Below are 15,438 nucleotides of genomic sequence, written 5' to 3' on the forward strand. Positions count from 1 at the left end.
CGAAATTATAGCAGGCGAAGGTTGCGCGCCGGCTCCGGCGGCCCGGGTGCGAGGTCGGACAGGTACAATCCGCGCCATGGAAACTTACGATATCGCCGTGATCGGCGCGGGCGCCGCCGGGATGATGAGCGCCGCGGTGGCCGGGCAGCTTGGCCGCCGCGTCGTGCTGGTCGATCACGCGCCGCGTCTCGCCGAGAAAATCCGCATCTCGGGCGGCGGCCGCTGCAACTTCACGAATCTCTACGCGGGGCCCGACAACTACCTGTCGTCGAATCCGCATTTCGCGCGCTCGGCGCTGGCGCGCTACACGCCGCGCGACTTCGTCGGCCTGCTCAAGCGCCATCAAGTGAGCTGGCACGAGAAGCACAAAGGGCAGCTGTTCTGCGATCACGGCAGCGACGCAATCATCGACGTGCTCAAGCACGAATGCGACGCCGGCGGCATCGCGTGGCGCCGGCCCGTGGTCGTCGACGCCGTGCGCCACGCGCCGGACGACGGTTTCACGCTCGACACGCAGCAGGCGGGGGCGATCCGCGCCAGGGCGTTGATCGTCGCGACCGGCGGCCTGTCGATCCCGAAGATCGGCGCGACCGATTTCGGCTACCGGCTCGCGAAGCAGTTCGGCCACAAGCTGATCGACACGCGGCCGGCCCTCGTGCCGATGACGTTCGCATCGCAGGATTGGGAGCCGTTCGCGGCGCTGTCCGGTGTGTCGCTCGAGGTGCGCGTGTCGACCGGCGACAAGAAGCGCGGCGGCGAATTCGTCGAAGACCTGCTGCTGACGCATCGCGGCCTGTCCGGCCCCGGTATCCTGCAGATCTCGAGCTACTGGCAGCCCGGCGATCCGATCCGCATCGACCTGCTTCCGCAGCGCGACGCCGTCGCGGAGCTGCTCGACGCGAAGCGTACGTCGAAGCGTCAGATCGGCTCGCTGCTCGCCGACTGGGTGCCGTCGCGCCTCGCGCACGTGTGGCTCGACACGCATCGCGTGGCGGCCGATGCGCGGCTCGCCGACTTGCCCGACCGGACGCTGCGCCAGATCGGCGACGCGCTGGCCGGCTGGACGCTGACGCCCAACGGCACCGAAGGCTACAAGAAGGCGGAGGTGACGAAGGGCGGCGTCGATACGCGCGAGCTGTCGTCGGCGACGATGATGAGCGCGCGGGTGCCCGGGCTGTTCTTCATCGGCGAGGTCGTCGACGTGACGGGCTGGCTCGGCGGCTACAACTTTCAGTGGGCATGGGCGTCGGGGACGGCCGCGGGACAAGCCGCGGCGGAGTTCAGCCGCGCCGCGTGACGTGCGGCGCAGCGCCGCGCGCTGCGGGGCCCGGCCCTTATCCCTCGCGAGGTCGCTCTGCTATACTCGTGAATCTTCCCTGCAAACCTTTATTCGTGTCGGATCATGACGATCATTCGCGTTAAAGAAAACGAGCCGTTCGAAGTCGCCATGCGCCGCTTCAAGCGCACGATCGAGAAGAACGGTCTGCTGACCGAGCTTCGTGCGCGGGAGTTTTACGAAAAGCCGACGGCTGAGCGCAAGCGCAAGAAGGCTGCAGCGGTGAAGCGCCACTACAAGCGCATCCGCAGCCAGACGCTGCCGAAGAAGCTGTACTGAACGATTGAGCGCCGCGCGGTTCGCTGAGCGGCGCACCGGCGAGCTTCGCACGCTCGGCCCCGGTCCGGGGTCGCGAGTCGCCGATGCAGGATTCGAGCAACCCGCTTGAGACATGTTCCCAAGCGGGTTTTTGTGTTGACGCCCGGTTGCGGGCGTCGAAGTCACGTTTTCATCCCGGGTGCAAGATGAGTTTGAAAGAGCAGATCAGCGAAGACATGAAGACCGCGATGCGCGCCAAGGACAGCGAGCGTCTCGCGACGATTCGCCTGCTGATGGCCGCGATCAAGCAGCGCGAAGTCGACGATCGGGTGACGCTCGACGACGCGGGCATCACCGCGGTGATCGACAAGATGATCAAGCAGCGCAAGGACTCGATCAGCCAGTTCCAGGCCGCCGGCCGCGACGATCTCGTCGCGAAGGAACAAGCCGAGCTCGACGTGCTGGGCGCGTACATGCCCGCGCAGCTGTCGGACGCCGAGGTGGCCGCCGAAGTGCAGGCCGCCGTCGCCGCCACGGGCGCAGCCGGCCCGCAGGACATGGGCAAGGTGATGGGCGTGCTGAAGGGCAAGCTCGCCGGCCGTGCCGACATGACGGCCGTTTCCGCCCTGGTCAAGGCCGCGCTGTCCAGCTGACACCCACATCCCGGCGCGCGCGTCGCCACGCGCGCGCCGGGCGTCGTATGGCCCTTTCTCGCTCGATCCCACGGTGATTCCGCATTCGTTCCTGCAGGACTTGCTGAACCGCGTCGATATCGTCGACGTGGTGGGGCGTTACGTGCAGCTCAAGAAGGGCGGCGCGAACTTCATGGGCTTGTGCCCGTTCCACAACGAGAAGAGCCCGTCGTTCACCGTCAGCCCGACCAAGCAGTTCTATCACTGCTTCGGCTGCGGCGCGCACGGCACCGCGATCGGCTTTCTGATGGAGCACGCGGGGCTGACCTTCCCGGAAGCCGTGCAGGAGCTCGCGCAGTCGGTCGGGCTGACCGTGCCGCACGAGCCGTCGATGCGCGGCGGTGCGGGCGGCGGCGGTGGCGACTATCCGGCGCCGGTGTCGAAATCGGTCGCGACCGCGCTGTCCGACGTGATGTCCGTCGCGTGCGACTACTACCGCAAGCAGTTGCGCGGTGCGACCGTCGCGATCCAGTATCTGAAGAACCGGGGCCTGACCGGCGAGATCGCCGCCCGCTTCGGCCTCGGCTATGCGCCGGACGGCTGGCAGAACCTCGAAAGCGCGTTCCCCGACTACCGCGACGACTCGCTCGTCGAATCGGGGCTCGTGATCGTCAGCGAAAAGACCGACGCGCAAGGCGCCGCGCGACGCTACGACCGGTTCCGCGAGCGCATCATGTTCCCGATCCGCAACGTGAAGGGGCAGGTGATCGGCTTCGGCGGGCGCGTGCTCGGCAGCGGCGAGCCGAAGTACCTGAACTCGCCCGAAACGCCGCTGTTCAACAAGGGCAGCGAACTGTACGGGCTGTTCGAGGCGCGCCTCGCGATCCGCGAGCGCAAGTACGTGCTCGTCGTCGAAGGCTACATGGACGTCGTCGCGCTCGCGCAGCTCGGTTTTCCGAACGCGGTCGCGACGCTCGGCACGGCCTGCACGCCGATCCACGTGCAGAAGCTGCTGCGCCAGACCGATACGGTGATCTTCAGCTTCGACGGCGATTCGGCCGGCCGGCGCGCCGCGCGCCGCGCGCTCGAAGCGTGCCTGCCGCATGCGGCCGACAACCGGACGATCCGCTTCCTGTTCCTGCCGCCCGAGCACGATCCGGACAGCTATGTGCGCGAATTCGGCGCCGATGCATTCTCCGAGCAGGTCGAGCGTGCGATGCCGCTGTCGCAATTTCTGTTGAACGAAGCGATCGCCGGCAAGGCGCTCGACCAGCCGGAAGGCCGCGCGAAGGCGCTGTTCGACGCAAAGCCGTTGCTGCAGGCGCTGCCGGCCAACGCGTTGCGCGCGCAGATCATGCACATGTTCGCTGACCGCCTGCACATCCCGTTCGAGGAAGTCGCGGCGCTGTCGGAGGTCGACGCGCGCATCGCGGCGGCGCCGCGCCAGGCGCCCGCGCGCAGCGAGCGGCGGCGCGTGACCGACAGCGAAAAGCGTGCGTTGCGTACGCTGGTGATGTACCCGCGGATCGCGACCGCGCTCGACGACGAGCAGCTTGCGACCCTGCGGACGCTGCCGCGGATCGGCGAGCTGTTCGCCGAAGTGGCCGAGCACGCGCGCGCGCTGGGCGACGGCGCGGAGTTCCGGCTGCTGTCCGATGTGCTGCGAGCCTCGTCGAACAGCGCGACTTACGACGAAATCTTCCGCGAAATTCTGGACTATGATGAAAACGTCCGCGATCTGCTGTTACAGAATCCGGAGGACGAGACGGTGTTCGAGCGACAGCGCGAACAGGAGCGGATCGCCGGGGAGGAATTGCAGGCGGCCGTGCTGAAGATGCGCTACGACGCCTGCTGCGACCGGCTCGACCGGCTGGCGCGGCAATCGACGTTCACGCCCGAGGAGCTGACCGAGTTGACGGAATTGAACCAGCAGCGAACCGACATGAAACGTCGGCTCGGGCTGTAGGCGGCCGGGGCGTCAGGAGAGGGCAACCCAGCGTGCTATAATATAAGGTTTCCAGCGGTTTGTTTTCCAAGCAGAGGCGAGAATCGCGATGGCAAAGACGACAGGCGGAAAGAAAGCAACGGGCAAGGGCTCGACGGAGCCGACCAAAAAGGTCACAGCGGCCAAGTCTGCTTCTTCCACCAGGACAACGTCTTCGGCCACGTCGGCCCCTGCAGGAAAGAAAACCGCGGCCGGCACTGCTCAGGCTGCGCCGGCGCCGGCAGCCGGATCACGGGCTGCCGCGAGACCCGACTCCGGGCCGGCCAAGCCGGCGGCGAAGCGGGCAAGTGCGAAAAGCGCAAGGGACACGACTGCCGCCGCGGACGAAACGGCAGTACGTACTACTCATGCACCCACGGTTCAACCGGCTGTCGTCCAGCAGCCGCGAGTCGATATAGCCGGTACGGCGAACTCCATGACCAAAAAGCTGAACGAAGTATCCGTCGATGACGACGCAAATCAGAGCGACGAGCAGCAGCCCGCAGCAGCAGCGGCGGCCGCGGCTCCGGGCAAATCCAAGGTGCGCGACCGTCGCGCCAAGGAAAAGGCGCTGCTGAAGGAAGCGTTCGCGACGAGCACGCCCGGCACGGCCGAGGAGCTCGAAGAGCGCCGCGTGAAGCTGCGCGCGCTGATCAAGCTCGGCAAGGAGCGCGGCTTCCTCACGTATGCCGAAATCAACGACCACCTGCCGGACAACTTCACCGAGACGGAAGCCCTGGAAGGGATCATCGGCACGTTCAACGACATGGGCGTGGCGGTTTACGAGCAGGCGCCGGACGCGGAAACGCTGCTCCTGAACGACAACGCGCCGGCCGCGTCGTCGGACGACGAAGTCGAGGAAGAAGCGGAAGTCGCGCTGTCGACGGTCGATTCGGAATTCGGTCGCACGACCGATCCGGTCCGGATGTACATGCGCGAGATGGGCACGGTCGAGCTGCTCACGCGTGAAGGCGAAATCGAGATCGCGAAGCGGATCGAGGACGGCCTGCGCCACATGGTGATGGCGATTTCCGCGTGCCCGACGACGATCGCCGACATCCTCGCGATGGCCGAGCGCGTCGCGAACGAAGAGATCCGCGTCGACGAGCTCGTCGACGGCCTGCTCGATCCGAACGCCGCAGACGCCGCCGATACCGACGGTTTCTCCGCGAAGGAAGCGGAAGCGATCGAGAACGAGGACGAAGAAGCCGAAGAGGAAGAGGAAGAAGAGGAAGAGGAGGACGATGACGGCGCCGCTCAGGCAACCGCCAACGCCGCCCAGCTCGAAGCCTTGAAGCGCGCGTCGCTCGAGAAGTTCTCGCAGATCAGCGAGTGGTTCGACAAGATGCGCCGTGCGTTCGAAAAGGAAGGCTACAAGTCGAAGTCCTACCTGAAGGCGCAGGAAACGATCCAGACCGAGCTGATGACGATCCGCTTCACCGCGCGTACCGTCGAGCGTCTGTGCGACACGTTGCGTGCGCAAGTGGACGAAGTGCGTCAGGTCGAGCGTCAGATCCTGCACATCGTCGTCGACAAGTGCGGGATGCCGCGTTCGGAATTCATCGCGCGCTTCCCCGGCAGCGAGACGGACCTCGACTGGGCCGAGAAGATCGCGGCCGAAGGTCATTCGTACAGCGCGGTGCTGTCGCGCAACATCCCGGCGATCCGCGAACAGCAGCAGCGTCTGCTCGACCTGCAGGCGCGCGTCGTGCTGCCGCTGAAGGACCTGAAGGAAACCAACCGTCAGATGGCGGCCGGCGAATTGAAGGCGCGTCAGGCGAAGCGCGAAATGACCGAGGCGAACCTGCGTCTCGTGATCTCGATCGCGAAGAAGTACACGAACCGTGGCCTGCAGTTCCTCGATCTGATCCAGGAAGGCAACATCGGCCTGATGAAGGCGGTGGACAAGTTCGAATACCGTCGTGGCTACAAGTTCTCGACCTATGCGACGTGGTGGATCCGTCAGGCCATCACGCGCTCGATCGCGGACCAGGCGCGCACGATCCGTATTCCGGTTCACATGATCGAGACGATCAACAAGATGAACCGCATCTCGCGGCAGATCCTGCAGGAAACCGGTCTCGAGCCGGATCCGGCAACGCTCGCCGAAAAGATGGAGATGCCGGAAGACAAGATCCGCAAGATCATGAAGATCGCGAAGGAGCCGATCTCGATGGAAACGCCGATCGGCGACGACGACGATTCCCATCTCGGCGACTTCATCGAGGACAACAACACGGTCGCGCCGGCGGACGCCGCGCTGCATGCCAGCATGCGCGACGTCGTGAAGGACGTGCTCGATTCGCTGACGCCGCGCGAGGCGAAGGTGCTGCGGATGCGCTTCGGCATCGAGATGAGCACCGACCATACGCTCGAGGAAGTCGGCAAGCAGTTCGACGTCACGCGTGAGCGGATCCGTCAGATCGAAGCCAAGGCGCTGCGCAAGCTGCGTCATCCGAGCCGTTCCGACAAGCTGAAGTCGTTCCTCGAAGGGAACTGATCGCCAGCGTTTCACTTGCGAACGCCGCCGGCATCCGCGCGATGCCGGTGGCGTTTGTCCTCTCCCCGTCGCTTTGTTGTTACAATGCCGGCCCGGCGTCGTCGCCGCAACTGCGCGCCGCACGCCTGGTTTCACATCGGGGCCCCTAGCTCATGCTTGGTTAGAGCAGCGAACTCATAATTCGTTGGTGCCGGGTTCGACTCCCGGGGGGCCCACCAGATTTCCTTTCGTGTCGATGCGTTGGGTTGGGCCGTTGAGCATAAGTTGTCCACCTGGACACGTTTCGCTTCAGCTTTATCGGAAATTGGCTGTACGTTTGAAGGTTGGATTCGCGGTGGCAATCGACCGCGATTCGACGCGAAAAAAGCCGACCCAGTGGGTCGGCTTTTTCGTTTCTGATATCGGCATGCCCGGTTCAGTCGGGGCACCTCCGAGTCCCTCTTGTGTCTGTCCATGACGCCTCGAATGCCGGTCATGGCCTCACGGACATCCGCGTTGAACGACTGCGCCGGCGACCGATCGGCCGGCACGCAGCAGTTGCTCGACGATGGCCGTTTTCAGGGCGACGTTGTTCGGGTCGTACAGGCCTGCGACGGCGTGCACCCGCCAGCGCAATCGTAGACGCCCGTGTTGCCTTTGTCGGTCGACGAGCAGGTGACCGTGTTGCCCGAGCGGGCAAACGGCGTCATCGCCTGGCCGTTCAGGATCGAGGTGTTGCCTTCGCCGGTCAGCACGATATGGCTGGGGTTGCGTGCACCGGCGCGCCGAAGTTCAGGCAGTCGACGGCGCCGTCCTTGGCGTAGTCGGCCGGGTTCGGACTAAAGAAGACCGTGCAGTTCGCGCTCAGGTGAAAAGTCGACGTCCGCCCGGTTGCGTATCGAAATCGTTGTCGGTCACTGCTGTCTCTGTCCTGGTCTTGTGATCGTGTCGATGAGGCGATACCATCGGCAGGATTGATGTTATACGATGACACGATGATATTATCGCTGAATGCACCAGCGCTCCCGCCAGTGTCTGGCAGAGAACAAGCCGTCATACTGCGCTTACAAGCGGAATATAAGGTTATTTTGGTTGCAGGTGTACTTTTGGCTCGCCTCAAAAGGCAGGAATTTCCTATGGGGCAGCGCAAAAATCCTGTATTAAAAGTACGATGTCATACGTTAAAATGCGCGACCGATGCGTCGGGCGCCACGTAACACACTCGCAATCCGCCCAAAAATGCCCGGAACGTACAGGCCCGATGCCCGGGACGTCCTACGACATGCCGTCAAGCGGCCAATGACCAAGCAGAGACAGGAAAGCAAGATGCGCAACATGACGGTACGAGCCAGTCTGCTCGTGGCACTGACGATGTTTGGGGTGGTGATCGTGATTGGCGGCATCGCCGGCGTCGTGTCGCTGCGGATGGCCAATGCGAACGCGCAGCGCCTGCACGAGATTGCGCGGCAAACCATCCTCGTCAACGACGCCTACAAGGACAGCACCCGCACGCGTTCGGCGCTGGTGCGCGCCTATAGCGCGCTGAAAGAGCGTAACGACACGGCGACGCGCGATTCGGCCTTGCAGAGCGCGAACCGCACCTTGGAACGCTCCGCGAGCGAAACCCGCGCGTATCGCGACGCAAGTGCGTTCGACGGCATGGATGCGGAGCTCAAGCGCCAGCTCGTGGCGTCGTCGGACGGGCTCGCCGCGCTGCTCGCGCGCGCGGCCGACGCGCTGCGCAATAACGACACTGCCGCCTACGTGACCATCAATGACCGCGACGTCACCCGCGCGGGCATGGTGTACTCGCAAAACGTCGAGAAGCTGCAGACACTCGCGAACACCCTCACCGAACAGGCGCTCAACGACGGCAACGCGCGCTACCAGTGGATTGTGGGCTTCGTGGTGGTCGGCGTCGGGCTGGCGCTTGCGCTGGTGGTCATCACGCACGTCGCGCTCGCGCGCATCGTGACGCGCCCGCTCGGCGAAGCGGTGGCGGTGCTCGACCGCATCGCGTCGAACGATTTGACCGTGCGTGTGCCGGAGGCGGGCCGCAACGAAATCGGCCTGCTTTTTGCGGCCATGCGGCGCATGCTCGACGGACTCTCGCGCACCGTGAGCGGCGTGCGAGACAGCTGCGACGCGATCCACACTGCCGCGCGCGAGATCGCCGCCGGCAATCTCGATCTGTCGAGCCGCACGGAGCAGCAATCGGCGTCGCTCGAGGAAACCGCCGCGAGCATGGAGGAACTGACCTCGACGGTCAGACAGAACGCGGCGAACGCCACCGAGGCGAGCGCGCTCGCGAGCGGCACGGCGGACCTCGCGCGCCGGGGAGGCGACGTGGTCGGCCGCGTGGTCCGGACCATGCAGGACATCAGCGCAAGCGCGCTCAAGATCGCCGAGATCACGAACATGATCGACAGCATCGCGTTCCAGACCAACATTCTCGCGCTGAACGCGGCCGTCGAATCGGCGCGTGCGGGCGAACAGGGGCGTGGCTTCGCGGTGGTCGCGGGCGAGGTGCGAACGCTCGCGCAGCGCAGCGCGAACGCGGCGCGCGAGATCAAGGAACTGATCGGCGCCTCGATGAACGAGGTGCAAAACGGCAACGTGCTCGCGGCCGAAGCGGGCGCGGCGATGGAGGAGATCGTGGGCGCCGTGCGCAACGTGGCGACCATCTTGGTGGAAATGACGTCGGCCACGAGCGAGCAGAGCGCCGGCATACAGCAGGTGGGCATCGCCGTGAGCCAGATGGATCAAGTCACGCAGCAGAATGCGGCGCTTGTCGAGCAGGCCGCCGCCGCCGCGGATGCGCTGGAGCATCAGGCGCAATCGATGAAGGATGCCGTGGCGGTATTCCGCATCGGCGAAGCTTGACGGGTTTTACCAACGATAAAAAAGGACGAACGGTGGAGCGCCGCCGCGTGGCGCTGGCACTCTCGGGCAACTGCTCGATGCAGCGGGCGAGCAGCCCGAACGCTGCATGCACGAGCATCGCTTTTGTCTCGTCGACGGAGGTGTGTCGACGGACGCTCTCATGTCGAATAGTGACAGTGCTTCCACCTCGACTTCACCTGCTGCGCTTGCTCCATGCCACCGCTTCTCGATTCCATGAAACAGCGGCTTCGTCCACCGATCACGGGCTCGTCGTGATCGCGCGTCCTGGATGGTCTGTGGCACCTCAGCATGTCGATGCCCGACGCAGTGCCCGATTCATTGGCCGCACGAATTCTGAAGGATGTGTTTGCGCCGATGTTGCGTCGCGGCGTCGCCTGACCGGTCTTCGCGACGAACGAGATGCCGATGCAGGCCCGCCGCCGATCGTCGCAGTATCCGTCCACATCTCTGCGAACCCCGGAAGCATCGCGGCGAGGCCTGACTATCGAGCCGCCATCGTCAGCGCCAGAATTGCTCCACCCATTGGCAAACACGCTGCCACTCGGCCGTGCGCATATACGCCTGGGTTTCCTTCTCCAGTTCCGGCGCCTTATGCCAGTCGTCGAGGCCGATGAATTGACTGAGCACGAAGTTGCCGCGCTGGTAGTTGGCGTTCAGGATCTGCCCGGCCTGTTGTGCGGCGACCATCGCCGTCGTATCCATCGTCAGCCCGAGCAGCGCGGCTGCCGGTACGTTCCCGCTTTCGGCCGGCCACAGCCATGTCGAAACGCCCCAGTCCAACGGGTTGCCGACCGCACTCGGCGGAATGCCCGCCGGGCTGGTTCCGGTGCCGAGCGACAGCAGGCGCATGTCGTCCAGACTGCCTGCGCGACGGCTGGCCAGCGCCTCGGCGATCGCCGACAACGAAGGATTGTTGGCAAACACGCCGCCATCGGCGAAATAGCCGAGCCCGGCGATCTCGTACGGCGGGAAATAGGTCGGTGCAGCCGACGTGGCAAGGGCGGCATCGAACAGGCTGACATTGCGATAGGTGTTGCCGTTTCCGTTGGACAGTGTGCACGGCGCCCAGCTCTTGACTGACGGATCCCACAGGCGCGCCGAGTTGATTGCGACGAAGCGCGACAGGTCGGCCAGCCTGCCGTTGCCCACCAGCGATCTGGCGATCTGCTGCAGCCCGGTGTTGACATACTGGCATTGGAAGAAGCCGGGTCCGGCGAGGACCGTGCCCTGTTCGACGGCTTGCTTTTGTGCGAGCCATGCGTCGTTTTCCTGAAAGATCACCGAACCCTTCGTCCTGTAGATGTCGACGATCTCGGAAATGGATACGCCGTTCGCAAGCCCGAGGGCGATCAGGCCGCCCGTCGAGGTGCCGGCAAAGCCGTCGGCGCGCGCGATGATCTGGCTGCGCCGGTCGAGATCCTGGATGAGCAGGGCAGTGATCAATCCCCGGATACCGCCACCATCGCAACTGAGAATCTTGAAGGTCATGGTGTTGCCTTTCTTGATCGTGAGATGAATGTGAACGGCGCAACCCGGCGGGCGTCCCGCCCGTGTCGCCGGGCGGGCGCCTGCTTCCTGCGCTGGGTCGAAGCCGGAAATTCGAGCAAACGGACGAAGCGTCCTGCGTTATTGCTCGTCGAATTTCACATCGAGCACGGTGTACGCGTCCCACGCATATAAATACGCGTTGTCCTTCGAATAAATCGACAGTTTCTGGTGATTGAAATCGGAAATCAAAACCGAGCCTTGCCGCGTCCAGCCGCGCGCGCCGATCCAGTTATAAAAACCGACGTAGGCATTGTTGCTGACCGACATATACCGGCTGGTGCCGAGAATCCGGTAATACGTCACGCCGTTATAAGGGTACTGTTCGAGCGTCAGCGCTTTCGCGGCGGAATCGACCAGAATGGCCCATTCGCCGCTGTTTTGCCCCAGCCAGCCCAACTGCACGCCATCGTGATAGAGCGCCATTTTGAATGTATCGACGGCGCGGGCAGAAACAGGGACGGTATTGGCGAATTCGGCAAAGGTCCCGTGCGGCTGGTTTTCAATCGGATTGAGGTTCATTTTTTCACCTTGAAGAGGTTGGATGCTTCCCCGTGCCTTCGAGAACAGCTGCATGCGCCGCGGACGCATGCGCGCCGGCATCGTCAAAGGCCGCGATTCCGGCGAATTTCGTGGTGCTCCGATCTGGCTGGGCAATGGCAGTTCGACCATGGCGGCGGACGACGCCGATGCTCACGTCCGCGACGGCGGGACATGCGGGAGCATGGCTTCATGGAAGGCCCAGGATTCGATTTCCTTCTGTGTGGTGGTCTCGGGTATCGCTGTTTTATTGTCGATCGATTTGATACCAGTGATTTATAGGAAATGAAATGCCGGATGACAAGGTGTGCAAAAGAGGAAAATCCAATCGAAATTAAAACAATGCCGATCGAATTGCGTATATCTGAAACATTCGAACCTGGCCGGCTTATCGGTGGTTGGGCATGCTTGGGATGATCGAGGTGCGATGAAATCGCTCGCGTTCGGAGGCGGACGGAATTCTGTCCGCTTGGCCTCAGCTATCCTGCTTGTGGTTCGAGGTGCCGACGAATCGCGGCCCCGAAATTCCCGTTTCAGAAATCGGTATCGCCCGATCAGTTTTCCCGATCGCGAACACAGGTGTTGCCCTGCGCGTGGAACGCGGGCGGACATTCGGGGGCGGCGAGCGTGCCGGTCCTGCCGTTGCATCCGAGGCGGTCGACGCCTGCGGGACAGGTGATCGCCGACGTGGCCGGCGCGGCCATCGCGGCGACGGCCGCAACGGGCGCAACGGGCGCAACGGGCGCAACGGGCGCGCGTATCTCGTCCGCGCGCGTGCGCGCCGCTGTTGCCATATCGTTCGGCGCAGCCGACGCTACCGGCGCGCGCGATTCATGCGCGGCCTGCCGCACGGCACCGTGGCGCTCGCCGCGCGGCGCCTTCGCCGGCGCACGTGCCGTGTGTCCGACCGGTTGCGACGCCGCTGCGGGCGTCGCAGCGACGGTGGCGGCCCGATGCCGATGGGCGGTCGCATAGGCGATGGCGGCTGCGGCGATCGCCACCGACGCATAGCGCAGCACGGTGCGGCGCCGTTTCGGTCGCCGCGCGATTGCGTCGCCGGAGCCGAACGGCGTGTGTCCGCCGGTGCGCGCCGTCGCCAACGGCGCGTGCCGCGCGGTGTCCTGCGAGACGTGGCCGCGCTCGGCTGCCGGCCGCGGCGCGACGGTGAACGTTGTGTTTTCGTCGGCTGCCCGCGACGCGGGCCGCACCGGTGCAGGTGCGCGCGATGATGCCGGCTCAGCGGCTTCCACCACTTCGGCTGCCTTTACGATGCTCGCGACCGGCATCGCGACCACCTCCCAAGTCGGCGCGCTGGCGCGCTCGACGGTTCGCGCGGTCGTGGCGACCGGTATCGCCCGCGGAATCAGCTCGCGCTCGTGCGCGAACGCACGCAGCCACGCCAGCGGCCACGGTTCGCGGCCGCGCGTCGACAGCAGGAGCTCGAGCGCGTCGGCGCCGCAGATCTCGACGCGCGGATCGACGCGAATGTGCAGATTCGATCCCGGCGGGATTTCCGGTTCGAACAACACCGCGCCTTTCGGATAGGAGACCGCTTCGCCGTCGGGCCGATGTTCCGACATCGCGTTGCGCAATGCCTGGTTGTTGCGCAGCGCCTGCAGGTAACCATTGCCCACGCGCCTGGTCGATCCGTCGGCATAGTTAAGCGTCCATTCGCCGTTTTCCTGACCGGTGACGGGCGCGCGGAAGCCTTTGACTTCGAGTTGCAACGTCGTCGTCTCGGTGCCGACGAGGATGTCGACCTGTCGCCCGTTGACCGAGATGTCGCAGAGGATGACCGCCGCCTGTTCGCGTTCCGCGAGCCAGCGAACGACGCGCTCGAGCGCCTGCTGCTCCGACGAATTCAGTTCCTCGGTGCTGCCGAAATAAAGTTCGATATTGTGCATTGTCGATTCGATCGCGCGGCAGCATTTGCTGCCGCTGAACGGTTGGCCCCGGACCGTATTCAAGCACGATTCGCGGGATCGGCGGCGGCTCGCCGCGCGCGGCCGCCACCGCATCCGCTGGCAACGTTTCCATCGAGAAATGTCGGGAGCGGCGCGATCGCAATCAAGTATCCTGTGACGCAGCCGGCGCCGCGTTTCATCCGTCAGCCGGAACAAACACAAACCGATTTCGCCCGACGGCGGGCGTCCATCATGACCATGCTGCGTTCGTGGGGTGCGATTCTCTCGTTGCTGATGCTTGCCGCGTGCGCGAGCCTGCCGCCGCAGGTCGACCGCACGCCGACGCATGCCTACACCGATACCGGCAACACGCGCCTCGGCGTCGCGTTCCGCGCGCAGGCCGCCGCCCACCCTGGGCAGGACGCGTTTCATCTGCTCAGCGATCCGGTCGACGCACTCGATGCGCGCGTGCTGCTCGCCGATCGTGCCGATCGTTCGCTCGACCTTCAGTACTACATCTGGCACGACGATCTGACCGGTCACGCGCTCGCGGACGCGATCATCCGGGCCGCCGATCGCGGCGTGCGCGTGCGTGTGCTGCTCGACGATCTCGGCACCAACGCCGACGACCGCAAGCTGCTCGAAATCAGCTCGCATCCGCACATCGAGATCCGTCTGTTCAATCCGGTCGCGACGCGCGAGTTCAAGAAGATCGGCACGGTGCTCGAATTCTCGCGGGTCAACCGGCGCATGCACAACAAGGCGATGATCGCCGACAACCAGGCGGCGATCATCGGCGGCCGCAATATCGGCGACGAGTATTTCGGCGCGTCGTCGATGCTCGAGTTCGGCGATCTCGACGTGGTCGTGCATGGCCGCGTGGTCAACGACATCTCGACCGAGTTCGATACGTTCTGGAATTCGCCGTATGCGTATTCCGTCGGCGCGCTGGTCGGGCACGACGCGACGCCGGGCAGCCTCGATCGCGAGCGCGAGCGGCTGCGCGATTATCTGCGCGCGATGGAGGACAACCCGTACGTGCTCGAAGCGCGCGAGCGGCTCGACCGGATCGTGCATGGCGAAGGCACGGAGCTGTCGTGGGGACGCGCGACCGTGCTGTATGACGATCCGGCGAAGATCGCACGCGCGCCGAACGACAGCGAAGGGCACCTGCTGCCGCAGCTGCGCGCGCTGGCGCTGCGGCCCGAGCACGAGCTGTTGATCGTGTCGCCGTATCTGGTGCCGGGCGCGGCGATGATCGAACGGCTGCGCGCGCTCACCGCGCGCGGCGTCCGCGTGACGATCCTGACCAACTCGCTCGCATCGACCGACGTCGCGGCCGTACACGCCGGTTACCGGCGCTATCGACGCGAACTGGTGGAAGCGGGCGTGCGGCTGTACGAGCGCCGGCCGTCAGGCGACAAGAGCATTTCGAAGCGGCTGATCATCGGCTCGTCGCGCGCGTCGCTGCATGCGAAGACCTATGTGTTCGATCGCAAGAGCGTGTTCATCGGCTCGATGAATCTCGACCCGCGCTCGCTGAGGCTCAATACCGAGATCGGCGTTTACTGCGAGAGCCCGGCGCTCGCGGCACAAGTCGCGGCGGACCTGGAGCCGCGGCTCGATCGCATCGCGTGGCGGGTCGAAGCGACGACCGATCCGTCCGGCACACGGCGCCTCGAGTGGATTCAGACTGACGAGGACGGCAAGGTGACCGAATTCGACCACGAGCCGGAAGTGTCGACGGCACGACGCGTCGAGGTATGGTTTCTCGGCTTGTTCCCGATCGAATCGCAGCTGTGACGCGGGCTGCCTGCAACGTGCACGGACAGCCGGCTCGGCCAAGTGCCGGGCGG

The 15,438-nt window shown here is 64.8% G+C and carries 11 protein-coding genes, 1 tRNA gene and 1 pseudogene; 9 read left to right on the top strand and 4 right to left on the bottom strand.

The features are described from left to right. Positions 1-67: 67 nt before the first annotated feature. The 6 genes from MYA_RS19275 to MYA_RS19300 all read left to right on the top strand — a co-directional run bounded on the left by MYA_RS19275 (position 68) and on the right by MYA_RS19300 (position 6,928). The gene (locus tag MYA_RS19275; RefSeq protein ID WP_257786198.1) at positions 68-1,297 is read left to right on the top strand and encodes an NAD(P)/FAD-dependent oxidoreductase; all 1,230 of its coding nucleotides are present in this window, start codon (positions 68-70) and stop codon (positions 1,295-1,297) included. Positions 1,298-1,402: 105 nt separating this feature from the next. After that, positions 1,403-1,615: a 30S ribosomal protein S21 gene (gene rpsU / locus MYA_RS19280; RefSeq protein WP_006479415.1), complete on the top strand. Its 213-nt coding sequence runs from the start codon at positions 1,403-1,405 to the stop codon at positions 1,613-1,615. Between the two features lie 185 nt (positions 1,616-1,800). Beyond that, positions 1,801-2,247 carry a GatB/YqeY domain-containing protein gene (locus MYA_RS19285; RefSeq protein ID WP_011881593.1) on the top strand — a complete coding sequence of 149 codons (447 nt, stop codon included), beginning with the start codon at positions 1,801-1,803 and terminating at the stop codon, positions 2,245-2,247. A gap of 73 nt (positions 2,248-2,320) precedes the next feature. After that, complete coding sequence (gene dnaG / locus MYA_RS19290; protein ID WP_014724700.1) at positions 2,321-4,192, top strand: DNA primase; 1,872 nt, start codon at positions 2,321-2,323, stop codon at positions 4,190-4,192. 88 nt (positions 4,193-4,280) lie between these two features. After that, complete coding sequence (gene rpoD / locus MYA_RS19295; RefSeq protein WP_081052204.1) at positions 4,281-6,710, top strand: RNA polymerase sigma factor RpoD; 2,430 nt, start codon at positions 4,281-4,283, stop codon at positions 6,708-6,710. Between the two features lie 139 nt (positions 6,711-6,849). Next, positions 6,850-6,928, top strand: a tRNA-Ile gene (locus MYA_RS19300). A 337-nt stretch (positions 6,929-7,265) separates the two neighbouring features. Here MYA_RS19300 and MYA_RS30085 read toward each other — a convergent pair. Further along, positions 7,266-7,563: pseudogene (locus MYA_RS30085) on the bottom strand (endopolygalacturonase); the annotation flags it as partial. Between the two features lie 452 nt (positions 7,564-8,015). Between MYA_RS30085 and MYA_RS19305 the strand changes: the two are divergent. Further along, on the top strand, positions 8,016-9,572 hold the full coding sequence (locus MYA_RS19305; RefSeq protein WP_014724705.1) for a methyl-accepting chemotaxis protein: 1,557 nt from the start codon (positions 8,016-8,018) through the stop codon (positions 9,570-9,572). A gap of 519 nt (positions 9,573-10,091) precedes the next feature. Here MYA_RS19305 and MYA_RS19310 read toward each other — a convergent pair. Both MYA_RS19310 and MYA_RS19315 read right to left on the bottom strand, forming a co-directional pair. Further along, complete coding sequence (locus MYA_RS19310) at positions 10,092-11,081, bottom strand: patatin-like phospholipase family protein (RefSeq protein ID WP_011881681.1); 990 nt, start codon at positions 11,079-11,081, stop codon at positions 10,092-10,094. A gap of 138 nt (positions 11,082-11,219) precedes the next feature. Continuing rightward, positions 11,220-11,660: a hypothetical protein gene (locus MYA_RS19315; RefSeq protein WP_041494097.1), complete on the bottom strand. Its 441-nt coding sequence runs from the start codon at positions 11,658-11,660 to the stop codon at positions 11,220-11,222. Between the two features lie 22 nt (positions 11,661-11,682). Here MYA_RS19315 and MYA_RS19320 point away from each other — a divergent pair, with 22 nt between their 5' ends. Beyond that, positions 11,683-11,967, top strand: coding sequence for a hypothetical protein (locus tag MYA_RS19320; RefSeq protein WP_131754054.1), 285 nt, complete (start codon positions 11,683-11,685; stop codon positions 11,965-11,967). Positions 11,968-12,232: 265 nt separating this feature from the next. Here MYA_RS19320 and MYA_RS19325 read toward each other — a convergent pair whose 3' ends face one another. Then, positions 12,233-13,930, bottom strand: a complete 1,698-nt coding sequence (locus MYA_RS19325) for a nuclease-related domain-containing protein (protein WP_338000008.1) — start codon at positions 13,928-13,930, stop codon at positions 12,233-12,235. On the opposite strand from MYA_RS19325, the gene MYA_RS19330 reads away from it, so the two are divergent. Beyond that, positions 13,835-15,385 (top strand): phospholipase D family protein, encoded by a 1,551-nt coding sequence (locus MYA_RS19330; protein WP_034194997.1) that lies wholly within the window; start codon positions 13,835-13,837, stop codon positions 15,383-15,385. The two genes, MYA_RS19325 and MYA_RS19330, sit on opposite strands and share 96 nt — an antisense overlap. Positions 15,386-15,438 lie beyond the last annotated feature (53 nt).

It is taken from the genome of Burkholderia sp. KJ006 (assembly GCF_000262695.1).
GTDB classification, from domain to species: Bacteria; Pseudomonadota; Gammaproteobacteria; order Burkholderiales; family Burkholderiaceae; genus Burkholderia; species Burkholderia vietnamiensis.